Origin of the sequence: Enterobacter sp. AC1 (assembly GCF_050434705.1) — a bacterium.
GTDB classification, from domain to species: domain Bacteria; phylum Pseudomonadota; class Gammaproteobacteria; order Enterobacterales; family Enterobacteriaceae; genus Enterobacter; species Enterobacter cloacae_L.
In genome coordinates this window covers 212738-233129 of sequence record NZ_JBNDIZ010000006.1, presented here as the reverse complement: position 1 = coordinate 233129, position 20392 = coordinate 212738, and the positions used below count along the sequence as shown (strand labels likewise).

General features: G+C 54.0%; 26 protein-coding genes. 13 read left to right on the top strand and 13 right to left on the bottom strand.

Features of this window, described 5'->3' with window-relative positions; translation table 11 throughout:
- The first annotated feature begins 3 nt into the window (after positions 1-3).
- The 3 genes from arcB to mtgA all read left to right on the top strand — a co-directional run bounded on the left by arcB (position 4) and on the right by mtgA (position 3945).
- Entirely contained in the window at positions 4-2337 is a 2334-nt protein-coding gene (gene arcB / locus M2433_RS17850) for an aerobic respiration two-component sensor histidine kinase ArcB (protein ID WP_429055781.1), read from the top strand.
- A 232-nt stretch (positions 2338-2569) separates the two neighbouring features.
- Positions 2570-3223, top strand: coding sequence for an isoprenoid biosynthesis glyoxalase ElbB (gene elbB / locus M2433_RS17845; RefSeq protein ID WP_429056029.1), 654 nt, complete (start codon positions 2570-2572; stop codon positions 3221-3223).
- Positions 3220-3945, top strand: coding sequence for a monofunctional biosynthetic peptidoglycan transglycosylase (mtgA, locus tag M2433_RS17840; RefSeq protein WP_429055782.1), 726 nt, complete (start codon positions 3220-3222; stop codon positions 3943-3945). The genes elbB and mtgA overlap by 4 nt, the downstream gene beginning before the upstream one ends.
- A gap of 39 nt (positions 3946-3984) precedes the next feature.
- Here the strand turns inward: mtgA and npr are convergent, their stop codons facing one another.
- The 11 genes from npr to M2433_RS17785 all read right to left on the bottom strand — a co-directional run bounded on the left by npr (position 3985) and on the right by M2433_RS17785 (position 11904).
- On the bottom strand, positions 3985-4257 hold the full coding sequence (gene npr / locus M2433_RS17835; protein ID WP_003861872.1) for a PTS phosphocarrier protein NPr: 273 nt from the start codon (positions 4255-4257) through the stop codon (positions 3985-3987).
- Entirely contained in the window at positions 4254-5108 is an 855-nt protein-coding gene (rapZ, locus tag M2433_RS17830; RefSeq protein WP_429055784.1) for an RNase adapter RapZ, read from the bottom strand. The genes npr and rapZ overlap by 4 nt, the downstream gene beginning before the upstream one ends.
- A 45-nt stretch (positions 5109-5153) precedes the next feature.
- Positions 5154-5645: a PTS IIA-like nitrogen regulatory protein PtsN gene (ptsN, locus tag M2433_RS17825; protein ID WP_008501443.1), complete on the bottom strand. Its 492-nt coding sequence runs from the start codon at positions 5643-5645 to the stop codon at positions 5154-5156.
- 82 nt (positions 5646-5727) lie between these two features.
- Complete coding sequence (gene hpf / locus M2433_RS17820) at positions 5728-6015, bottom strand: ribosome hibernation promoting factor (RefSeq protein WP_013098943.1); 288 nt, start codon at positions 6013-6015, stop codon at positions 5728-5730.
- 22 nt (positions 6016-6037) lie between these two features.
- Positions 6038-7471 carry an RNA polymerase factor sigma-54 gene (rpoN, locus tag M2433_RS17815; RefSeq protein ID WP_429055785.1) on the bottom strand — a complete coding sequence of 478 codons (1434 nt, stop codon included), beginning with the start codon at positions 7469-7471 and terminating at the stop codon, positions 6038-6040.
- A gap of 47 nt (positions 7472-7518) precedes the next feature.
- Positions 7519-8244, bottom strand: a complete 726-nt coding sequence (gene lptB, locus M2433_RS17810; RefSeq protein WP_023309359.1) for an LPS export ABC transporter ATP-binding protein — start codon at positions 8242-8244, stop codon at positions 7519-7521.
- Between the two features lie 6 nt (positions 8245-8250).
- The gene (lptA, locus tag M2433_RS17805) at positions 8251-8805 is read right to left on the bottom strand and encodes a lipopolysaccharide ABC transporter substrate-binding protein LptA (protein WP_024906352.1); all 555 of its coding nucleotides are present in this window, start codon (positions 8803-8805) and stop codon (positions 8251-8253) included.
- The gene (gene lptC / locus M2433_RS17800; protein WP_047347694.1) at positions 8774-9349 is read right to left on the bottom strand and encodes an LPS export ABC transporter periplasmic protein LptC; all 576 of its coding nucleotides are present in this window, start codon (positions 9347-9349) and stop codon (positions 8774-8776) included. The genes lptA and lptC overlap by 32 nt, the downstream gene beginning before the upstream one ends.
- The gene (gene kdsC, locus M2433_RS17795; protein ID WP_429055787.1) at positions 9346-9912 is read right to left on the bottom strand and encodes a 3-deoxy-manno-octulosonate-8-phosphatase KdsC; all 567 of its coding nucleotides are present in this window, start codon (positions 9910-9912) and stop codon (positions 9346-9348) included. The genes lptC and kdsC overlap by 4 nt, the downstream gene beginning before the upstream one ends.
- A gap of 14 nt (positions 9913-9926) precedes the next feature.
- Positions 9927-10913 carry an arabinose-5-phosphate isomerase KdsD gene (gene kdsD, locus M2433_RS17790; RefSeq protein WP_059312167.1) on the bottom strand — a complete coding sequence of 329 codons (987 nt, stop codon included), beginning with the start codon at positions 10911-10913 and terminating at the stop codon, positions 9927-9929.
- Between the two features lie 13 nt (positions 10914-10926).
- A complete protein-coding gene (locus M2433_RS17785; protein WP_429055789.1) occupies positions 10927-11904 on the bottom strand; it encodes a calcium/sodium antiporter in 978 nt (325 codons plus the stop codon).
- A gap of 227 nt (positions 11905-12131) precedes the next feature.
- On the opposite strand from M2433_RS17785, the gene mlaF reads away from it, so the two are divergent.
- From mlaF to murA, 7 genes are all read left to right on the top strand, one after another.
- Positions 12132-12944: a phospholipid ABC transporter ATP-binding protein MlaF gene (gene mlaF, locus M2433_RS17780; protein WP_047347697.1), complete on the top strand. Its 813-nt coding sequence runs from the start codon at positions 12132-12134 to the stop codon at positions 12942-12944.
- A gap of 7 nt (positions 12945-12951) precedes the next feature.
- Positions 12952-13734 (top strand): lipid asymmetry maintenance ABC transporter permease subunit MlaE, encoded by a 783-nt coding sequence (mlaE, locus tag M2433_RS17775; RefSeq protein ID WP_047347698.1) that lies wholly within the window; start codon positions 12952-12954, stop codon positions 13732-13734.
- 4 nt (positions 13735-13738) lie between these two features.
- Entirely contained in the window at positions 13739-14287 is a 549-nt protein-coding gene (mlaD, locus tag M2433_RS17770) for an outer membrane lipid asymmetry maintenance protein MlaD (protein ID WP_047347699.1), read from the top strand.
- 18 nt (positions 14288-14305) lie between these two features.
- Entirely contained in the window at positions 14306-14941 is a 636-nt protein-coding gene (gene mlaC, locus M2433_RS17765) for a phospholipid-binding protein MlaC (RefSeq protein ID WP_429055792.1), read from the top strand.
- A complete protein-coding gene (mlaB, locus tag M2433_RS17760) occupies positions 14941-15234 on the top strand; it encodes a lipid asymmetry maintenance protein MlaB (protein WP_429055794.1) in 294 nt (97 codons plus the stop codon). The genes mlaC and mlaB overlap by 1 nt, the downstream gene beginning before the upstream one ends.
- Before the next feature lie 126 nt (positions 15235-15360).
- A complete protein-coding gene (gene ibaG / locus M2433_RS17755) occupies positions 15361-15615 on the top strand; it encodes a BolA family iron metabolism protein IbaG (RefSeq protein WP_008501458.1) in 255 nt (84 codons plus the stop codon).
- A gap of 50 nt (positions 15616-15665) precedes the next feature.
- Positions 15666-16925 (top strand): UDP-N-acetylglucosamine 1-carboxyvinyltransferase, encoded by a 1260-nt coding sequence (gene murA / locus M2433_RS17750; protein ID WP_025756701.1) that lies wholly within the window; start codon positions 15666-15668, stop codon positions 16923-16925.
- A 61-nt stretch (positions 16926-16986) separates the two neighbouring features.
- Here the strand turns inward: murA and sfsB are convergent, their stop codons facing one another.
- Both sfsB and ispB read right to left on the bottom strand, forming a co-directional pair.
- Positions 16987-17274 carry a DNA-binding transcriptional regulator SfsB gene (sfsB, locus tag M2433_RS17745; RefSeq protein WP_429055795.1) on the bottom strand — a complete coding sequence of 96 codons (288 nt, stop codon included), beginning with the start codon at positions 17272-17274 and terminating at the stop codon, positions 16987-16989.
- 228 nt (positions 17275-17502) lie between these two features.
- Positions 17503-18474 carry an octaprenyl diphosphate synthase gene (gene ispB, locus M2433_RS17740; protein ID WP_429055797.1) on the bottom strand — a complete coding sequence of 324 codons (972 nt, stop codon included), beginning with the start codon at positions 18472-18474 and terminating at the stop codon, positions 17503-17505.
- Positions 18475-18731: 257 nt separating this feature from the next.
- Between ispB and rplU the strand changes: the two genes are divergently transcribed.
- The 3 genes from rplU to M2433_RS17725 all read left to right on the top strand — a co-directional run bounded on the left by rplU (position 18732) and on the right by M2433_RS17725 (position 20381).
- Entirely contained in the window at positions 18732-19043 is a 312-nt protein-coding gene (gene rplU / locus M2433_RS17735) for a 50S ribosomal protein L21 (RefSeq protein WP_003025032.1), read from the top strand.
- A 19-nt stretch (positions 19044-19062) separates the two neighbouring features.
- Positions 19063-19320 (top strand): 50S ribosomal protein L27, encoded by a 258-nt coding sequence (gene rpmA / locus M2433_RS17730; protein ID WP_004385076.1) that lies wholly within the window; start codon positions 19063-19065, stop codon positions 19318-19320.
- 95 nt (positions 19321-19415) lie between these two features.
- Entirely contained in the window at positions 19416-20381 is a 966-nt protein-coding gene (locus tag M2433_RS17725; protein ID WP_047347705.1) for a DMT family transporter, read from the top strand.
- Positions 20382-20392: the final 11 nt, after the last annotated feature.

Genomic DNA, 20392 nt, shown 5'->3' with positions numbered 1-20392 from the left:
TCTATGAAGCAAATTCGAATGCTTGCCCAGTATTACGTCGACCTGATGATGAAGCTTGGGCTGGTGCGTTTCTCCATGCTACTTGCTCTGGCGCTGGTCGTTCTGGCCATTGTCGTGCAAATGGCCGTCACCATGGTGCTGCATGGTCAGGTCGAGAGCATCGACGTCATCCGCTCTATCTTCTTTGGCTTGCTCATTACTCCCTGGGCGGTCTATTTCCTGTCTGTGGTGGTTGAACAGCTGGAAGAGTCCCGTCAGCGTCTGTCAAAACTGGTCGATAAGCTTGAGGAGATGCGCGAGCGCGACCTGAAGCTCAACGTCCAGCTTAAGGACAACATTGCGCAGCTCAATCAGGAGATTTCAGATCGCGAGAAGGCGGAGGCCGAGCGCCAGGCCACGCTGGAGCAGCTGAAAATCGAAATGAAAGAGCGCGAGGTCACGCAGATCCAGCTTGAGCAGCAATCTTCTTTCCTGCGTTCGTTCCTCGATGCTTCACCGGATCTGGTGTTCTACCGCAATGAAGATAAAGAGTTTTCCGGCTGTAACCGGGCGATGGAGCTGCTCACCGGGAAAAGTGAGAAGCAGCTGATTCACCTCAAGCCGCAGGACGTTTACTCCGAAGAGGCGGCCGCCAAGGTCATGGAGACGGACGAGAAAGTGTTCCGCCATAACGTCTCGCTGACCTATGAACAGTGGCTGGATTACCCGGACGGACGCAAAGCCTGCTTCGAGATCCGAAAGGTGCCCTACTATGATCGCGTGGGGAAACGCCACGGCCTGATGGGCTTTGGGCGGGATATCACCGAGCGTAAGCGCTATCAGGATGCCCTGGAGCGCGCCAGCCGCGATAAGACCACCTTCATCTCGACCATCAGCCACGAACTGCGTACGCCGCTGAACGGCATTGTCGGGTTGAGCCGTATTCTGCTGGATACTGACCTGACCGCGGAGCAGGAAAAATACCTCAAAACTATCCATGTCTCGGCGGTCACGCTGGGGAATATCTTCAACGATATTATTGATATGGATAAGATGGAGCGTCGTAAAGTTCAGCTTGATAACCAGCCGGTCGATTTCACCAGCTTCCTTGCCGATCTGGAAAACCTCTCCGGCCTGCAGGCGCAGCAGAAGGGTCTGAGCTTTGTGATGGATCCCACCCTGCCGCTGCCGCATAAAGTGGTGACTGACGGTACGCGGCTGCGCCAGATCCTCTGGAACCTGATCAGCAACGCGGTGAAATTTACCCAGAAGGGACAGGTGACGGTGCGTATCCGCTTTGACGAAGGCGATATGCTGCACTTCGAGGTGGAAGACTCCGGGATGGGTATTCCGCAGGAGGAGCAGGACAAAATTTTCGCGATGTACTACCAGGTGAAGGACAGCAACGGCGGGAAACCCGCCACGGGGACGGGCATTGGCCTGGCGGTGTCTAAGCGGCTGGCGAAGAGCATGGGTGGCGATATCACCGTTGTAAGCCAGCCGGGCAAAGGATCAACCTTCACGCTGACGGTCCATGCGCCGGCGGTGGCTGAAGAGGTTGAAGACACCTTTGATAACGACGACATGCCGCTGCCTGCGCTGCACGTCCTGCTGGTGGAAGATATTGAGCTTAACGTGATTGTGGCGCGCTCCGTGCTGGAAAAACTGGGCAACAGTGTTGATGTCGCGATGACGGGTAAAGCCGCTCTGGAGATGTTTAAACCGGACGAATACGACCTCGTTCTGCTGGATATTCAATTACCGGATATGACCGGGCTGGATATCTCCCGTGAGCTGACGCGTCAGTATGCGGCCGATGAACTGCCGCCGCTGGTTGCGCTGACCGCGAACGTACTGAAAGATAAAAAAGAGTATCTCGATGCCGGTATGGACGATGTACTCAGCAAGCCGCTGGCGGTGCCTGCTCTGACCGCCATGATTAAGAAGTTCTGGGATACCCATGATGAAGAGGAGAGCACCATGACGTCTGTTGATAGCGCGAAAGCCCAAACGATACTCGATACGGGGATGCTTGAGCAGTACATCGATCTGGTTGGTCCAAAACTGATTACCGACGGTCTGGCGGTGTTTGAAAAAATGATGCCTGGCTATCTGAGCGTGCTGGAATCAAACCTGACCGCCCGCGACCAGAAGGGCATCGTCGAAGAAGGACATAAAATCAAAGGTGCAGCCGGCTCGGTCGGCTTACGCCACCTGCAGCAGCTGGGTCAACAGATTCAGTCGCCTGATTTACCTGCATGGGAAGATAACGTGGGTGATTGGGTGGAAGAGATGAAACAAGAGTGGCAAAACGATGTTGCGGTGCTTAAAGCCTGGGTCGACGCCAGAAAAAAATGACCCCGGCTTAACCGGGGTGCGCGAATACTGCGCCAACACCAGGGAAATCGTGGCTGCGCCTGTTTTTTAAAGTTATTTTCGAATCGGCGCCGCCTGAAAAATTTAGGCCGCACGCAGATAAGATAGCAAATCTTAAATGGTTTGTTACATGAATCAGTGAAATGTGTGAAGCATAGCGTTTTAATCAAAATTATTAATGTGCTTCAGCCAGTTGCAGAAAAGGATAGTCATGATGAAAAAGATTGGTGTCGTGCTGAGCGGATGCGGTGTTTACGATGGTTCTGAGATACACGAAGCCGTCATTACGCTGCTGGCTTTGGCAAAACAGGGAGCAGAGGTGATTTGCTTTGCGCCAGACAAAAATCAGGCTGATGTGATTAACCATCTGACCGGTGAGCCAATGGCGGAAACCCGTAACGTGCTGATTGAAGCCGCGCGTATCGCGCGCGGGGACATCCATCCTCTTATTCAGGCAGATGCCGCAGAGCTTGATGCGCTAATTGTCCCGGGCGGATTTGGCGCGGCCAAAAATCTCAGCACCTTTGCCGCACAGGGCGCGGAGTGTCAGGTCGATCCTCATCTAAAAACGTTGTCGCAGGCCATGCACGCGGCGGGTAAACCGCTGGGCTTTATCTGTATCGCGCCAGCCATGCTGCCTAAAATTTTTGATTTCCCGCTGCGGCTGACGATAGGCACCGATATTGATACCGCAGAGATCGTGGAGGAAATGGGGGGCGAACACGTTCCGTGCCCGGTTGATGACATTGTGGTTGATGAAGATAACAAGATTGTCACCACGCCGGCGTATATGCTGGCAAATAATATCGCTGAGGCCGCCTCCGGTATTGAAAAGCTGGTGGCCCGCGTTCTGGTGCTCACTGAATGAGACGTCAATTTGGCGCAGGCGCATGGGTGAAACGTATTCTCTTGCGCATCGTTCTTGTGCTGGCGGTATTCTGGGGAGGCGGGCTGGCATTATTCAGCATTATGCCGGTTCCGTTCTCTGCCGTTATGGTTGAGCGTCAGCTCGGCGCGTGGCTCACCGGCGATTTCAGCTATGTGGCCCACTCGGACTGGGTAAGCATGGACGCAATCTCACCGTTTATGGGGCTGGCGGTCATCGCGGCGGAGGATCAGAAATTCCCGGAGCACTGGGGGTTCGACGTTGCGGCCATTGAGAAGGCGCTTGCCCATAACGAACGCCACGAAAACCGCGTGCGAGGCGCGTCAACGCTGTCGCAACAGACGGCCAAAAACCTGTTTCTGTGGGATGGGCGAAGCTGGGTACGAAAAGGGCTGGAAGCGGGACTGACCCTGGGGATGGAATCGGTCTGGAGCAAAAAGCGCATCCTGACTGTGTATCTCAACGTCGCCGAGTTCGGTGACGGCATATTCGGTGTGGAAGCTGCCGCACAGCGTTATTTCAATAAACCGGCCAGCCGTCTGAGTATGTCAGAAGCGGCACTCCTGGCTGCTGTCTTACCTAATCCTATCCGCTTTAAAGCCAGTGCCCCATCAGGGTACGTGCGAAGCCGACAGGCGTGGATTATGCGCCAGATGAGTCAGTTGGGAGGGGAAGGGTTTATGGAGCGTAATAAATTAATGTAGGGCGGGTAAGCGCAGCGCCACCCGCCTGGATAGCCGAGCTTAATCTTCGTCGAACCCTGCGTTAAACAGGGCAATGACCGCCGCCAGTGCTTCCTCTTCCTGAGGGCCGGTGGCTTCTACTTCAATCTGGCGCCCTTTAGCGGAGTCCAGCATCAGCAGCGCGATCACGCTGTTTGCTTCCGCTTCGGTACCTTCGTCATTCCGCAGCAGAACTTCCGCATCGAAACCCTGCATCAGTTCAAACAGTTTCATCGCCGGGCGTGCATGCATGCCCAGCTTATTGGTGATCTCAACGGTTTGTTTTACGGTCATGTTTTACGTTTTTCCAGCGTGCGATGACGGGACTGGACGTTCTTCCCGCGCGAGCGGAAATAGTCGGCCAGCTGTTCGGCGATGTAAACCGAACGATGCTTACCGCCGGTACAGCCAATCGCCACCGTCAGGTAGCTACGATTGTTTGTCTCCAGCATAGGTAACCATAGCTCAAGGTAGCTTCGCGTCTGGTAGATAAAATTGTGAACTTCTGTGTGCCTGTCGAGGAAGGCTGCGACGGGTTTATCCAGACCTGTCATTGGACGCAGTTTCGGATCCCAGTGCGGGTTCGGCAGGAAGCGAACGTCGAAAACATAATCCGCATCAATTGGAATACCGTGCTTGAAGCCAAAGGACTCGAACACCATTGTCAGTTCGCGCTCGCGCTTGCCCAACAGCCGGGTACGCAGCATTTCCGCCAGCTCGTGCACGGACATCTCAGAAGTGTCAACAATCAGGTCGGCACGAGAGCGCAGCGGCTCCAGCAGATCGCTCTCTTCATCGATCGCGCTCTCCAGAGAGAGGTTCTTACTGGAAAGCGGGTGCAAACGGCGGGTATCGCTGTAGCGGCGGATCAGGGTATTGCGGTCTGCATCGAGGAACAGCAGCTGAGGCGAAAACGCCTCAGGCAGATTGCTCATCGCCTGCTCAAAAATTTCTGGCGATTCAGGCATGTTACGAACGTCGATACTGACGGCGGCAGAGGTTTGTCTTTCCGCAAGCGTCTGAGCCAGGTCGGGCAACAATACAACCGGCAGGTTATCTACGCAGTAAAAACCCATGTCTTCCAGCGCGCGCAGAGCAACGGATTTCCCCGACCCTGAACGGCCACTGACAATCATCAGCACCATGTTCCGTTTCTCCTCAGGACAACAGATGTGAAGGCCATCTCCTGGTTATGCATCATCCTGATTGCCTTCTGCTTCAGTGATAATTTGATAGAGTTCTTCATCACTTTGGGCCGAGCGCAGCCGGCGGCAAATGGTTTTATCGGCCAGGCGTTTTGCGACCAGCGACAGCGTATGCAGATGGGTTTTCGTCTGGTCGGCAGGAACCAGCAGCGCGAAGAGGAGATCGACGGGCTGGTTATCAATGGCATCGAAGGCGATAGGTGTTTCAAGCTGCACAAACACACCGACGGCGCGCAGGGTATCCTCTTCCAGTTTGCCGTGCGGGATCGCGATGCCGTTGCCGATACCGGTACTGCCCATTTTTTCACGGGTCAGGATCGCTTCGAACACCACCTGCGGCGGCAGGCCCAGCTGTTTTGCGGCCAGTTCACTGATGATCTCCAGCGCACGTTTTTTGCTCTGGCAGTGAACAGCACTGCGGGTACATTCCTGGTTAAGGACATTGCTCAGTTGAAGAGCGGAATCGTTGTTCATCATAATTTCACCTAAGCGCTAACTGTACAAATGGCCTGTTGTGTTTCACAACAGGCCGTCCTGCACCCGTTAACTGCCCGGACAATTAGTGTTGTTTCAGTTTATCTTTATGTTTATTGAGCTGTCGCGCAAGCTTATCAATCAAGCCGTCGATAGCCGCGTACATGTCTTGCCCTTCCGCACTGGCATGGAGTTCACCCCCGTTAACATGCAGGGTGGCATCCGAGATATGAGTCACTTTCTCCACTTTCAACACAATATAGACCTGGTTGATCCTTTCGAAATACTGCTCGAGTTTGGCAAACTTCGTGTTCACAAAGTCGCGTAAAGCCTCAGTAATTTCGACGTTTTGTCCAGTGATGTTGAGCTGCATAGTGTCTTCCTTATCGGTTGTGTCAGACCAGCTGTTTACGCTGGTTGGACGGCGGAATGGATAAAGACTCTCGATACTTCGCAACAGTACGACGTGCCACCATAATACCCTGATCGGACAGCATGGTGGTTAACTTACTGTCACTCAGTGGCTTCGCGGGGTTTTCCGCGGCGATCAACTTCTTCACCAGGGCACGAATCGCCGTTGACGACGCTTCGCCGCCGCCCTCGGTATTCACGTGGCTGGAGAAGAAATACTTAAGCTCAAAAATACCGCGCGGACTGTGCAGATACTTCTGCGTGGTTACACGGGAAATGGTTGATTCATGCATCTCGACGGCCTGAGCGATATCTGCCAGCACCATCGGTTTCATATACTCTTCGCCCTGCTCAAAGAAAGCCTGCTGCTGTTCGACAATGCAGCGGCTGACGCGTAGCAGCGTATCATTTCGGCTCTCCAGACTTTTGATCAACCATCGCGCTTCCTGCAAATTGCTACGAATATATTGATTGTCGGAGTCGTTACGCACGCTGGTGCACATGGAGGCATACTGCTGATTGATTTGCAGGCGAGGGATGCTATCAGAGTTCAGTTCAACGACCCAGCGGTCATTGTGTTTTCTGACCAGCACATCCGGGATCACGTACTCCGGTTCGCTGGTCTGGATCGACTGACCGGGACGCGGATCGAGCGACTGGATCAGATTCACCGCTTCTTTCAGCACGTCTTCTTTCAGGCGCGTGACCCGCATCAGGCTGCGGAAATCGTGGTTAGCCAACAGATCCAGATGATCGCTGATGATGACGCGCGCCTCATCAAGCCATGGCGTCTCTTTGCTGAACTGAGAAAGCTGGATCAGCAGGCAGTCGCGCAGATCTTTTGCGGCAACGCCTACCGGGTCGAAACGCTGGATACGCTTGAGTACGGCTTCTACTTCCTCAAGCTCAATCTCTTCGTCGCCCATGCTTTCGAGGATATCGTCCAGCGTGACGGTTAAATAGCCCGTGTCATCAACGGCATCGACAATGGATGTGGCAATTGCACGATCGGTGTCGGAAAAGGGGGTCAGCTCGACCTGCCACATCAGGTAGTCCTGAAGCGACTGGGTGGTTTCGCCCTGATAGACCGGTAGCTCATCGTCCTGGTAGTCTGCACGCGTACCGGAAGGGGTTCCGGCGGTGTAGATTTCGTCCCAGCTGGCATCCAGCGGAAGCTCGTCCGGCATCTCTTTTTGTTCGAGTGCATCCGCGGTGTCGAGCGTTTCTGTATCCTGCGACTGCTGGGTTTCTACCTCGTCATGAAGATCGGTTTGTTCCAGCAGGGGATTACTGTCCAGCGCCTGCTGGAGCTCCTGCTGAAGTTCTAACGTGGACAGTTGCAACAGGCGAATTGCCTGCTGTAGCTGCGGCGTCATCGCCAGTTGTTGGCTGAGCCTTAATTGCAAACCTTGCTTCATGTTCAGAGCATTTTTCTCCGGTTCGGCGTTACATTACCTCTACCCTATCAGAGTCTGAAGTCTTCCCCAAGATAGACGCGCTTAACATGATCGTCTTCGAGGATCTGTTGCGGCGTACCGTGGGCGATCAGATTGCCCTGGCTCACAATATACGCGCGTTCACACACGGCCAGCGTTTCGCGCACGTTGTGGTCGGTGATCAATACGCCAAGCCCGCTGTCACGCAGGTGCTCAATGATACGTTTAATGTCGATAACGGAGATGGGGTCAACGCCCGCAAACGGTTCATCCAGAAGGATAAATTTCGGGTTTGCGGCCAGCGCACGCGCGATCTCAACGCGGCGACGTTCACCCCCTGAGAGCGCCTGACCGAGGCTGTCACGCAGATGCTCAATATGGAACTCTTCCATCAGCTCGTTGGCACGATCCTGACGCTGTTCGCTGGTCAGATCGTTACGAATCTGCAGGACCGCCATCAGGTTATCGTAAACGCTAAGACGACGGAAAATGGAAGCTTCCTGCGGCAGATAGCCGATCCCGCGGCGCGCGCGCGCGTGCAGCGGCAGAAGGCTGATGTCTTCATCGTCAATGATAATGTTGCCGGCATCGCGCGGCACAATGCCAACGACCATGTAGAAGGTTGTGGTTTTACCCGCACCGTTAGGGCCAAGCAGGCCCACAATTTCGCCGGAGTTGACTGTCAGACTGACATCTTCTACGACACGGCGGCCCTTATAGGCCTTCGCGAGGTTTTTTGCAGTTAATGTTGCCATAACGAATTAGTTACTCTTCTTCTGTGCCGGGGCCTGGCCTTTGCCTTTGTCCTGCAGCTGCGACGGAACCAGTACGGTGGTCACGCGTTTGCCTTTCTCGCTGGAGGCCTGCATTTTTTGCTCTTTAACCAGATAGGTGATCTGGTCGCCGGTAATGTTGCTGTCCAGCTGTTCCAGATACGCATTCCCGGTCAGGATGACCAGGTCTTTCGCCAGCTCATAGTGCATATGCGTGGCGTGGCCCTTCACCGGCTTGCCGTTGTCCTGCATCTGGTAGAAGGTCGCCGGATTACCATAGCCATCGATAATCTCTTTGCCCTGCTCGCCACCCGGACGGGTGACGACCACTTTGTCGGCGTTAATTTTAATGGTGCCCTGGGTCATGACGACGTTACCTGTAAAGGTGACGACGTTGCCCTGCATATCGAGAGACTGGGTGTCGGACTCGATATGAATCGGCTGGTCGGTATCGCCCGTTACAGCAAGCGCGGGGAGACTGGTTGCCAGCATCGCGCTGGCGATAATTACTTTAAGGCTGAGTTTGTTTGTTTTGAATTTCATAGGAGGTTCTAACCTTTTCAATCAGCTCGGCGTTTTTGCTGCGTAAGTTCCCGCGCATTCTTAAACCGCTGGAATTAAATGTTGTGCCATACAGGGTGACCAGATCCTGCGACGTCACGTCCTGGGTTACCAGGTTGATCTGGGCATTATCCGTCGTAATTTTTCGCAGTTGTGAATCAGCGGTCAGGGCGTTGACTTCAACGTGACCATACAGATAAAGCATACGGTCATTTGTCAGTTTTGCCCGATCTGACTTGATTGACCACGTCGGCACTTTGTCTTTATCAAACGTGGTCATGACAGGCTGGGTAAACCACGAAATACCGTCATCTGAAAAATATTCAACATGCTGGGCAATCAGGCGATAGTTCAGCGCGCCTTCCGGGCTATAGACCACGGTGTCGCTGTGATCGCTTTTATAAGTTGGATCGTTAGTGTTGATCGCTTCCGTTTGCGTATCGTCGCGATCGGCAAGGTTCACGCCAATCAATACCAGTGCGACAAGCGAAAGCAAAATGATAATCCAACGTCTGGTTTTACTCATATCGATTGCCCTTTGGCCTCATCAAGCTTGCCCTGCGCCAGCAGGAGCAGATCGCAGACTTCACGGACGGCACCGCGGCCACCGTTGATGTGGGTAACGTAGTCCGCGCGGGGGATCAGCAGCGGATGCGCATCGGCAACGGCGATACTCAGCCCGACTTCAGCCATCACTGGCCAGTCAATCAGATCGTCCCCGACGTAGGCCACATTTTCCGGCGCGATGGCCAGTTTACCCACTAAATCATTGAACGCCTCCATCTTATCGGATTGACCCTGATACAAATGGGTAATGCCTAAGGTTTCACAGCGGTCTTCTACCAGTTTAGCTTTCCGCCCGGTGATGATAGCAACCTCGATACCCGAGGTCAGCGCACAGCGGATACCGTAGCCGTCGCGAACGTTAAACGCTTTTAGCTCTTCACCGTTATTGCCCATATAAATCAGGCCATCGGAGAGGACCCCATCCACATCCAGAATCAGCAGGCGAATATTCTCCGCCTTTGCCATCATCTGGGTGCTGACCGGACCATAACAGGTTGCAAGGGATGCACCCGCATTACTCATTGTCTTATCCTTCATTACACTACGCCTGCGCGCAGCAGATCATGCATATGTACCACACCCAGCAACTGGTCGCCATCGGCAACCATAACGGAGGTGATATGACGGGACTGCATCAGGTTCAGCACATCCACTGCCAGCGTGCCTGGACGCACGCGAATACCGCCGGGCGTCATCACATCGGCAATGCCCAGCGTGCGGACATCGACGCCCATGTCGAACACGCGTCGCAGGTCGCCATCGGTGAAGATCCCCTGAATTTTCATCAGATCGTCGCACACGACCGTCATACCCAGATTCTTACGGGTGATTTCCAGCAGCGCATCGCGCAGGGAGGCCGCTTTACTGACGTGAGGGATTTCATCCCCGGTGTGCATAATATCGTTAACCCGAAGCAGCAGCTTGCGCCCCAGCGCGCCACCCGGGTGGGAAAGCGCGAAATCTTCCGGCGTAAAACCGCGGGCTTCCAGCAGCGCGACGGCGAGCGCATCGCCCATGACCAGCGCAGCGGTGGTGCTGGAGGTCGGTGCCAGGCCCAGCGGGCAGGCTTCTTTGGGGACTTTAACGCACAGGTGAATATCGGCCGCGCGCGCCATGCTACTTTCCGGACGGCTGGTCATGCAAATAAGCGGCACCTGCAAACGTTTCAGTACCGGGATCAGCGCCAGGATTTCATTCGACTCACCGGAGTTGGACAGCGCGATGACGATATCCTGCGGCGTGACCATACCCAGGTCCCCGTGCGCGGCTTCCCCTGGATGAACAAAGAAGGAAGAGGTTCCGGTGCTGGCAAACGTCGCCGCCATTTTGCGTCCAATGTGGCCGGACTTACCCATCCCCATCACCACGACTTTGCCGGCGCAGTAGAATATCTTCTCACATGCCTGACTAAAATCCTGATTAATGTACTGATCTAACTGCGCCAGACCTTCACGTTCAATCTCCAGAACGTCTTTGCCTGCTTTCTGAAAGTCAAAACCCGGCTGCAATTCTATTTGCGACATAATGCGTTTCCGTTTACCCAGAGAGAAGAGGCGAGAGCCAGTACAGCATCGCCATCCATACGATAAATCCACCCGTCAACAGCGCGCCTGCGCCTTTGCCAATCTGTCGTTGCCGCCGCCAGCAGAGCAGGGCAAATATCACGCTGACCAGCAGCATCACGCCGTAATCACGTGAGAACGCCAGGGGGTTAAAGGGTCCTGGCGTAATCAGGGCCGGCAGGCCCATCACAATGGCGATATTAAAAATATTGGAGCCGATGATATTACCAATGGCAATGTCATCCTCACCTTTCCGTGCCCCCGCAATGGCCGTGGCCAGCTCCGGCAGGCTGGTGCCGATGGCAATAACCGTCAGGCCAATGGTCAGTTCACTCATCGCGAAAGAGTTCGCCAGCACCGTCGCGTTATCCACGACCATGCGCGTTGCCATCGGCATGATGATCAGCGCAACGCCAAGCCAGAGCAGGGCAACAGGCAGCGTGCCTTCTCGCGGAAGCTCGGCGACCTGCTCACGCGTGAGGCTATCCTGACCCTGCTTTTCAGCGAGACGGGCGATTTTAACACTATACAGCAACCAAATGACGGCCAGCGCCAGCAGGAAAATCCCGTCGCTGACGCTCAGTTCGCCATCATAAAATACGCAGCCTGCCAGCAGGCTTACGATTAACATTAGCGGCAATTCACGGCGCAGAACATCAGAATGCACGCGAAATGGATGCAGCAGTGCCGCCAGGCCTAAAATCAATAATATGTTGACGATATTGGAGCCAATCGCGGTGCCTACCGCCAGGTCTAACTGGCCGTGCAGCGATGCCGAGACAGAGACGATGATTTCAGGGAGTGACGTTCCCACACTGACAACGGTCATCCCGATGACAACAGGCGGTACGCCAGTCAGGCGACACAGGATAGATGCAGCAAACACTAAACGGTCAGCACTGTAGACCACCAAAAGTAAACCAATTATTAACAGTGCTGTTGCTAAAAGCATCAAAAGTCCTTTCTTCAGGTATACTCGTCGGTCCATCGCACGGGAATGGCTGGACTGTATACAGTCTGAGGCGTAACGAATTCCTAATTTTGACTTTATGCGCCGGAAAAGTAAAACAAATGCCAGCTTTCGCTAACCTCTCCAGCCAATATTCTGTAAAAATGTGGGGTTTAGGGCTGATTTAAGCTTCACGCTTCGCATGAAGCAGGGCAAGAAAGGAACCGTAAATGAGCCAAACGCTGGCGAATATAGTCGATGTCCGTGGAGTAAGCTTTTCTCGCTCCAACAGATTGATATTTGATGATATTTCGTTGACCGTACCGCGCGGCAAGATCACTGCCATCATGGGGCCGTCCGGGATCGGTAAAACGACCCTGCTGCGCCTTATTGGCGGGCAGATCCCACCTGATAGCGGTGAAATCCTCTTTGATGGCGAAAACATCCCGGAGATGTCACGCTCGCGCCTGTATACTGTTCGCAAACGTATGAGCATGCTCTTTCAGTCGGGGGCCTTGTTCACCGATATGAACGTGTTTGATAACGTGGCCTATCCGCTGCGCGAACATACCAGCCTGCCGCCTGCGTTGCTGAAAAGCACGGTGATGATGAAGCTTGAGGCCGTTGGTTTGCGGGGGGCGGCGAAACTGATGCCTTCGGAACTCTCCGGCGGTATGGCGCGCCGCGCCGCGCTGGCGCGAGCTATTGCATTAGAACCCGATTTAATCATGTTCGACGAACCGTTCGTTGGGCAGGATCCCATCACGATGGGCGTGCTGGTGAAACTCATCTCTGAACTGAACAGCGCGCTTGGCGTAACCTGCATTGTGGTTTCTCACGATGTACCGGAAGTATTGAGCATTGCCGATTACGCCTATATCGTGGCGGACAAAAAGATCGTCGCACACGGTAGCGCCCAGGCGCTGCAGGAAAATTGCGATCCGCGCGTGCGGCAGTTCCTTGACGGTATTGCCGATGGCCCGGTGCCGTTCCGCTACCCGGCGGGCGACTACCGTGACGATTTACTGGGAATAGGGAGTTAAGCCACTCATGCTGTTAAATGCGTTGGCCGCTCTCGGACACCGTGGCATAAAAACCATCAGGACGTTCGGGCGTGCCGGATTGATGTTATTCAACGCCCTGTTCGGCAAGCCGGAATTCCGTAAGCACGCCCCTCTGCTGGTGCGGCAGCTTTATAATGTCGGCGTGCTGTCGATGCTCATCATCATTGTTTCCGGCCTGTTTATCGGTATGGTGCTTGGGCTGCAGGGTTACCTTGTGCTGACAACCTACAGTGCGGAAACCAGCCTTGGGATGCTGGTGGCGCTCTCGCTGCTGCGTGAACTGGGGCCGGTTGTGGCGGCGCTGTTGTTCGCCGGGCGCGCGGGGTCGGCATTAACGGCTGAAATTGGCCTGATGCGTGCAACCGAGCAGCTCTCCAGCATGGAGATGATGGCGGTCGATCCGCTGCGTCGCGTGATCTCACCGCGTTTCTGGGCTGGCGTGATCTCTTTACCGTTACTGACTATTCTGTTTGTCGCCGTGGGCATCTGGGGCGGTTCGCTGGTTGGCGTCCACTGGAAAGGCATTGATGCCGGTTTCTTCTGGTCCGCCATGCAGGACGCCATTGACCTGCGAATGGATCTGGTTAACTGTCTGATTAAAAGCGTGGTATTTGCCATTACGGTCACCTGGATTGCCTTGTTCAATGGTTACGATGCCATCCCGACGTCGGCAGGCATTAGCCGTGCAACTACACGTACCGTCGTACATTCGTCGCTGGCCGTACTGGGTCTGGATTTTGTGCTCACCGCACTGATGTTTGGGAATTGAATTCATGCAAACGAAAAAAAATGAAATTTGGGTCGGCATATTCCTGCTACTGGCGCTGCTGGCCGCGCTGTTTATCTGCCTGAGAGCGGCGGATATCACGTCTGTGCGTACCGAGCCGACGTATCGCATCTATGCCACCTTCGATAATATCGGCGGGCTGAAGGCCCGTTCACCGGTCCGTATTGGCGGCGTGGTGATCGGACGCGTATCTGACATTACGCTTGATGAGAAAACCTACCTGCCACGCGTCGCGATGGATATCGAAGAGCGTTACAACCATATTCCGGACACCAGTTCCCTTTCGATCCGGACTTCGGGCCTGCTGGGCGAACAATATCTGGCGCTTAACGTCGGTTTTGAAGACCCTGAGCTGGGAACGACTATCCTTAAAGACGGTAGCGTCATCCAGGATACGAAGTCCGCGATGGTGCTGGAGGATATGATTGGTCAGTTCCTTTACAACAGTAAAGGGGATGAGAAAAAATCCGACGCTGCCCCTGCGCAGAGCGAAGATCATACCAACGTCGCACCGACACCTGGCACGACGAATTAATTTCAGGAGAAGTCATTCATGTTTAAACGACTGTTAATGGTTGCCATGCTGGTCATTGCCCCTCTCACCGCGGTGCATGCTGCGGATCAGAGTAACCCGTACAAACTGATGGACGAAGCCGCGAAGAAAACCTTCGACCGTCTTAAGAACGATCAGCCTAAAATTCGTGCTAATCCTGATTACCTGCGTGACGTCGTTGATCAGGAACTGCTGCCGTACGTGCAGATTAAATACGCGGGTGCGCTGGTGCTGGGCCGCTATTACAAAGACGCGACTCCTGCTCAGCGTGAAGCCTACTTCGCCGCGTTCCGTGAATACCTGAAACAGGCTTACGGTCAGGCGCTGGCGATGTACCACGGCCAGACCTACCAGATTGCGCCTGAGCAGCCGCTGGGCGATGCGACCATCGTGCCTATCCGCGTGACGATCAACGATCCTAACGGTCGCCCGCCGGTTCGCCTGGATTTCCAGTGGCGTAAAAACAGCCAGACCGGTAACTGGCAGGCGTATGACATGATTGCTGAAGGGGTAAGCATGATCACCACCAAACAGAACGAGTGGAGCGACCTGCTGCGTACCAAAGGCATTGATGGCCTGACCGCACAACTGCAGTCCATTTCTCGTCAGAAAATTAGCCTGGACGAGAAGAAGTAATGTCACAGCAACTCAGCTGGTCGCGCGAAGGCGAGACATTAAAGCTGTCCGGTGAGCTGGATCAGGATCTGCTGAACCCGTTGTGGGACAAACGCCTTGAAGCCATGCAGGGCGTGACGCTTATCGACTTAAGCGACGTCACGCGGGTAGATACGGCAGGTGTTGCGCTGCTTGCCCATCTGATTGCCGTGGGGAAAAAGCAGGGGGCTAGCGTCATGCTTCACGGCGCGAGCGATAATGTGGTCACCCTTGCGCAGCTCTACAATCTCCCTCAGGACGTGCTGCCTCGTTAATATTTTCAGTGCGTTACTTCTGAAAGCCCTGACTGTTTCATCGTCGGGGCTTTTTGCTTGTTTAAGACGACGCCACTTTGCTCTAAGATGTTGGGCTTGTTTTCACTATCAGATGATTAAGAACCCATGGAAAATCATGAAATCCAGACAGTGCTGATGAATGCACTCTCCCTTCAGGAAGCCCACGTCACTGGCGATGGCAGTCACTTCCAGGTTATTGCTGTGGGTGAGATGTTCGACGGTATGAGCCGTGTGAAAAAGCAGCAGGCTGTGTACGCGCCGCTGATGGAATATATTGCGGATAACCGCATCCACGCCCTGTCGATTAAAGCGTTCACCCCGCAAGAGTGGGCACGCGATCGCAAACTAAACGGTTTTTGAGCTGAGGGCGACAGGCCCGCAGCACGGTTGAATTTATAAGAGAGCACACAATGGATAAATTTCGTGTACAGGGGCCAACGCGTCTCCAGGGCGAAGTCACAATTTCTGGCGCGAAAAACGCCGCGCTGCCAATCCTTTTTGCTGCGCTGCTCGCGGAAGAGCCGGTAGAAATTCAGAACGTACCCAAGCTGAAAGATATCGACACCACCATGAAGTTGCTCACCCAGTTGGGCACTAAAGTCGAGCGTAATGGTTCCGTCTGGATCGACGCCAGCAACGTAAACAACTTCTCTGCCCCTTACGATCTGGTGAAAACCATGCGTGCTTCCATCTGGGCGCTTGGCCCGCTGGTGGCGCGTTTTGGCCAGGGACAGGTTTCACTGCCGGGCGGTTGCGCCATCGGTGCACGTCCGGTTGACCTGCATATCTTTGGTCTGGAAAAACTGGGCGCAGAGATCAAGCTGGAAGAAGGTTACGTCAAAGCGTCCGTCAACGGTCGTCTGAAAGGCGCGCACATTGTCATGGACAAAGTGAGCGTGGGCGCAACGGTTACCATTATGTCTGCGGCGACGCTGGCAGAAGGCACCACGATCATCGAAAACGCCGCGCGTGAGCCGGAAATTGTGGATACTGCCAACTTCCTCGTGGCGCTGGGTGCGAAGATCTCCGGTCAGGGTACCGACCGTATCACCATCGAAGGCGTTGAGCGTCTGGGCGGCGGTGTTTATCGCGTACTGCCGGACCGTATCGAAACCGGTACTTTCCTGGTGGCTGCGGCGATCTCTGGCGGTAAAATTGTCTGCCGTAATGCACAGCCTGACACCCTGGACGCAGTGCTGGCGAAGCTGCGCGATGCGGGTGCGGATATCGAAATCGGTGAAGACTGGATCAGCCTGGATATGCACGGTCAGCGTCCTAAAGCGGTCAATGTACGTACGGCGCCGCATCCGGCGTTCCCGACCGACATGCAGGCGCAGTTCACCCTGCTGAACCTGGTCGCTGAAGGCACCGGCTTCATCACTGAAACCATTTTCGAGAACCGCTTCATGCACGTACCGGAGCTGATCCGTATGGGTGCACATGCAGAGATCGAAAGTAATACTGTGATTTGCCACGGCGTTGAGAAACTGTCTGGCGCTCAGGTGATGGCAACCGATCTGCGTGCATCTGCAAGCCTGGTGCTGGCGGGTTGTATCGCGGAAGGGACAACGATTGTGGATCGTATTTATCACATCGATCGTGGTTACGAACGTATCGAAGATAAACTGCGCGCGCTGGGTGCGAATATCGAGCGTGTGAAGGGCGAGTAATCGTTCCGGCAGCCCCCTGCCAGAAATGACCGGGGGGTTGCTGTTCCTGTCAAAAAACGCATTATTCCTGCGTTTTTTTCTTTGCCTTTCTCTGGCGAATCATCCGCGATCTGTCGATAAATTCATGGGTTACGGGATCGTGGTAGCGCGAAGGCCAAATGACCCACGGATGCGTATCCAGTGCCGTTGCGATAATTAACTCTCCTTTGGGCCAGGGGCGGGTCAGGGCGTTTGCGAGGGTTGAAGAACTCAGTCCATGGCGGCGGGACTCTGCAGCCAGCGAAGTGCCTCTTTTGCGCAGTGCCGCAATGATATCAGCCGTGTGCCAGTCGATAAATTTCGTATCCATAACGCTGTCCTTAAGTTCGGATTCACCTACGCCGTTTCGTCTGAAACGACGGGCTTACTATACCCATTTCAAACTGTTGTTCTAAAAAGTTCGCGTTACTTGAAGGGATATTCAGAATAAGGAATGGCTTTATTCATGCGGTCTCTAAACCGATAAATTTACATGAATACGTAATTTACTGGGGTGTACTGGAATCTCCCCGCTATGATGCGGGGAGAAACAGGGGGATTACCGGTCGCGCTGAACGGCGATGTGGGCCAGACCAATTAACGCGTCGCGCCATGGGCTGTCTGGAATTACCTGCAGTGCCGCGATGGCTTTATCCGCTTCTTCTTCCGCGCGCTGACGGGTCCACTCCAGCGATCCGCAGATGGCCATCGTTTCCAGTACAGTTTCCAGAAGATGGCGGCCATTTCCCTGCTCAATCGCTTCACGGATCATTTTCGCCTGGTCGGCAGTTCCGTTGCGCATGGCGTGAAGCAGCGGCAGGGTTGGTTTACCTTCGTTCAGGTCATCACCCACGTTTTTGCCGAGCGTTTCACCGTCCGCACTGTAGTCCAGCAAATCATCAATTAACTGGAATGCAGTACCCAGATAACGACCATAGTCCTGGAGCCCTTTTTCCTGTGCCTCGGTACAGTCCGCCAGAATGCCGGAGCACTGGGCGGCCGCCTCAAACAGGCGCGCGGTTTTACTGTAAATCACACGCATGTAGTTTTCTTCGGTGATATCAGGGTCGTTGACGTTCATCAGCTGCAGCACTTCGCCTTCTGCAATGACGTTAACGGCTTCGGACATCACCTCCAGCACTTTCAGGGAACCCAGACTGGTCATCATCTGGAAGGCGCGGGTATAAATAAAATCCCCCACCAGTACGCTGGCTGCGTTTCCGAAAGCGGCATTTGCCGTGGCTTTGCCACGACGCATATCTGATTCATCCACAACGTCATCATGCAGAAGCGTCGCCGTGTGAATAAATTCGATAAGTGCTGCGATCGTGATGTGGGCATTTCCCTCATAACCAACGGCTCTGGCAGCCAGAATGGCGATCATCGGACGAATGCGTTTACCGCCGCCGCTGACAATGTAATAGCCCAACTGATTGATCAGCTGAACGTCAGAGTTGAGTTGCTCCAGGATTGCTGCATTCACACCCGCCATATCTTGCGCGGTTAACTCGTTGATTTTTTCTAAATTCATCGCAAAAGCCGGGCTTTTTATCCTGTTGATCCCATCTACAATGGGGTAACGAAGGGTTTCGGTTTATCAATAGTAGTGCTGATTGTACTGAAAAAACGGCTCAGATAAACGTTACCGTACGCGTTGTGTTTTTTTTCTTCATGTATTGACGGTAGCACTTGTCAAAGGCTCGCGTTTTGCGTAATATTCGCGCCCTATTGTGAATATTTATAGCGCACTCTGAATCATACGAGGACGTGCGCGGAAGCGGAGTTTATATGTACGCGGTTTTCCAAAGTGGTGGTAAACAACACCGAGTAAGCGAAGGTCAGACCGTTCGCCTGGAAAAGCTGGACATCGCAACTGGCGAATCTGTTGAATTCGCAGAAGTTCTGATGATCGCAAACGGTGAAGAAGTCAAAATCGGCGTTCCTTTCGTTGATGGCGGCGTTATCAAAGCTGAAGTTGTTGCACACGGTCGTGGCGAGAAAGTTAAAATCGTTAAGTTTCGTCGTCGTAAGCACTACCGTAAGCAGCAGGGCCACCGTCAGTGGTTCACTGATGTGAAAATTACTGGCATCAGCGCCTAAGACCTGAGGAGAGATTTAAATGGCACATAAAAAGGCTGGCGGCTCCACACGTAACGGTCGCGATTCAGAAGCTAAACGCCTTGGCGTTAAGCGTTTCGGTGGCGAATCCGTTCTGGCGGGTAGCATCATCGTTCGTCAACGTGGTACCAAATTCCACGCTGGCAACAACGTAGGTTGCGGTCGTGACCACACTCTGTTTGCTAAAGCAGACGGTAAAGTGAAATTTGAAGTCAAAGGCCCGAACAACCGTAAATACATCAGCATCGTTGCTGAGTAAGGTTTTCTCGGTCCGGTAACGGATTAAAGCCCCGCAACGTGTTGCGGGGCTTTTTACATTGGAAACCCGGAAAATTTTCTGTAGGGAAAACGGGCATGAAGCAGCAGGCCGGCATAGGTATTCTTTTGGCGCTCACCACCGCAATGTGCTGGGGCGCGCTGCCAATTGCAATGAAGCAGGTACTGGAAGTGATGGAGCCGCCTACGGTGGTCTTTTATCGCTTTCTGATGGCAAGCATCGGCCTCGGGGCCATTCTGGCTGTCAAAGGTAAGCTTCCACCTTTGCGACTCTTCCGTAAACCGCGCTGGCTGGTGTTGCTGGCTATCGCGACGGGCGGTCTGTTTGGTAACTTCATCCTGTTCAGCTCTTCCCTGCAATATCTTAGCCCTACAGCGTCACAGGTGATTGGTCAGCTTTCACCTGTAGGCATGATGGTCGCCAGCGTCTTTATCCTTAAGGAGAAGATGCGCGGTACGCAGATTATCGGGGCGAGCATGCTGCTATGCGGTCTGGTGATGTTCTTCAACACCAGTCTGCTGGAGATTTTTACCCGACTGACGGATTACACGTGGGGTGTGATCTTCGGTGTAGGGGCAGCAACGGTCTGGGTGAGTTATGGCGTCGCGCAAAAGGTGTTATTGCGTCGTCTTGCCTCACAGCAGATCCTCTTTTTGCTGTACACTTTGTGTACAATAGCATTGCTGCCATTAGCAAAGCCGGGTGTGATTACCCAGCTCAGCGACTGGCAACTGGCGTGCCTCATTTTTTGTGGTTTAAACACGCTGGTCGGTTATGGCGCGCTGGCCGAAGCGATGGCGCGCTGGCAGGCAGCACAGGTGAGCGCATTAATTACGCTTACTCCGCTGTTTACGCTGTTATTTTCAGATTTGTTATCAATGGCCTGGCCCGATGTCTTCGTCAGACCGATGCTCAACCTGTTGGGTTATCTCGGTGCGTTTGTCGTGGTTGCGGGCGCGATGTATTCCGCCATTGGTCATCGTCTTTGGGGACGTTGGCGCAAAAATGAAGCGGTTGTAGTAGTCCCCCGCTCAGGCGAATGAGTTACGGAGAG

Excerpts from the sequence above, each read along its gene's own strand:
- rplU (WP_003025032.1), top strand. The coding sequence starts at position 18,732 with ATGTACGCGGTTTTCCAAAGTGGTGGTAAACAACACCGAGTAAGCGAA.
- lptA (WP_024906352.1), bottom strand. The coding sequence starts at position 8,805 with ATGAAATTCAAAACAAACAAACTCAGCCTTAAAGTAATTATCGCCAGC.
- elbB (WP_429056029.1), top strand. The coding sequence starts at position 2,570 with ATGAAAAAGATTGGTGTCGTGCTGAGCGGATGCGGTGTTTACGATGGT.
- mlaE (WP_047347698.1), top strand. The coding sequence starts at position 12,952 with ATGCTGTTAAATGCGTTGGCCGCTCTCGGACACCGTGGCATAAAAACC.
- M2433_RS17725 (WP_047347705.1), top strand. The coding sequence starts at position 19,416 with ATGAAGCAGCAGGCCGGCATAGGTATTCTTTTGGCGCTCACCACCGCA.
- mlaF (WP_047347697.1), top strand. The coding sequence starts at position 12,132 with ATGAGCCAAACGCTGGCGAATATAGTCGATGTCCGTGGAGTAAGCTTT.
- ptsN (WP_008501443.1), bottom strand. The coding sequence starts at position 5,645 with ATGATGAACAACGATTCCGCTCTTCAACTGAGCAATGTCCTTAACCAG.
- mlaB (WP_429055794.1), top strand. The coding sequence starts at position 14,941 with ATGTCACAGCAACTCAGCTGGTCGCGCGAAGGCGAGACATTAAAGCTG.
- ispB (WP_429055797.1), bottom strand. The coding sequence starts at position 18,474 with ATGAATTTAGAAAAAATCAACGAGTTAACCGCGCAAGATATGGCGGGT.
- rpoN (WP_429055785.1), bottom strand. The coding sequence starts at position 7,471 with ATGAAGCAAGGTTTGCAATTAAGGCTCAGCCAACAACTGGCGATGACG.
- rapZ (WP_429055784.1), bottom strand. The coding sequence starts at position 5,108 with ATGGTGCTGATGATTGTCAGTGGCCGTTCAGGGTCGGGGAAATCCGTT.
- mlaD (WP_047347699.1), top strand. The coding sequence starts at position 13,739 with ATGCAAACGAAAAAAAATGAAATTTGGGTCGGCATATTCCTGCTACTG.
- rpmA (WP_004385076.1), top strand. The coding sequence starts at position 19,063 with ATGGCACATAAAAAGGCTGGCGGCTCCACACGTAACGGTCGCGATTCA.
- ibaG (WP_008501458.1), top strand. The coding sequence starts at position 15,361 with ATGGAAAATCATGAAATCCAGACAGTGCTGATGAATGCACTCTCCCTT.
- kdsC (WP_429055787.1), bottom strand. The coding sequence starts at position 9,912 with ATGAGTAATGCGGGTGCATCCCTTGCAACCTGTTATGGTCCGGTCAGC.
- mlaC (WP_429055792.1), top strand. The coding sequence starts at position 14,306 with ATGTTTAAACGACTGTTAATGGTTGCCATGCTGGTCATTGCCCCTCTC.
- kdsD (WP_059312167.1), bottom strand. The coding sequence starts at position 10,913 with ATGTCGCAAATAGAATTGCAGCCGGGTTTTGACTTTCAGAAAGCAGGC.
- npr (WP_003861872.1), bottom strand. The coding sequence starts at position 4,257 with ATGACCGTAAAACAAACCGTTGAGATCACCAATAAGCTGGGCATGCAT.
- M2433_RS17785 (WP_429055789.1), bottom strand. The coding sequence starts at position 11,904 with ATGCTTTTAGCAACAGCACTGTTAATAATTGGTTTACTTTTGGTGGTC.
- mtgA (WP_429055782.1), top strand. The coding sequence starts at position 3,220 with ATGAGACGTCAATTTGGCGCAGGCGCATGGGTGAAACGTATTCTCTTG.
- lptC (WP_047347694.1), bottom strand. The coding sequence starts at position 9,349 with ATGAGTAAAACCAGACGTTGGATTATCATTTTGCTTTCGCTTGTCGCA.
- murA (WP_025756701.1), top strand. The coding sequence starts at position 15,666 with ATGGATAAATTTCGTGTACAGGGGCCAACGCGTCTCCAGGGCGAAGTC.
- hpf (WP_013098943.1), bottom strand. The coding sequence starts at position 6,015 with ATGCAGCTCAACATCACTGGACAAAACGTCGAAATTACTGAGGCTTTA.
- sfsB (WP_429055795.1), bottom strand. The coding sequence starts at position 17,274 with ATGGATACGAAATTTATCGACTGGCACACGGCTGATATCATTGCGGCA.
- lptB (WP_023309359.1), bottom strand. The coding sequence starts at position 8,244 with ATGGCAACATTAACTGCAAAAAACCTCGCGAAGGCCTATAAGGGCCGC.
- arcB (WP_429055781.1), top strand. The coding sequence starts at position 4 with ATGAAGCAAATTCGAATGCTTGCCCAGTATTACGTCGACCTGATGATG.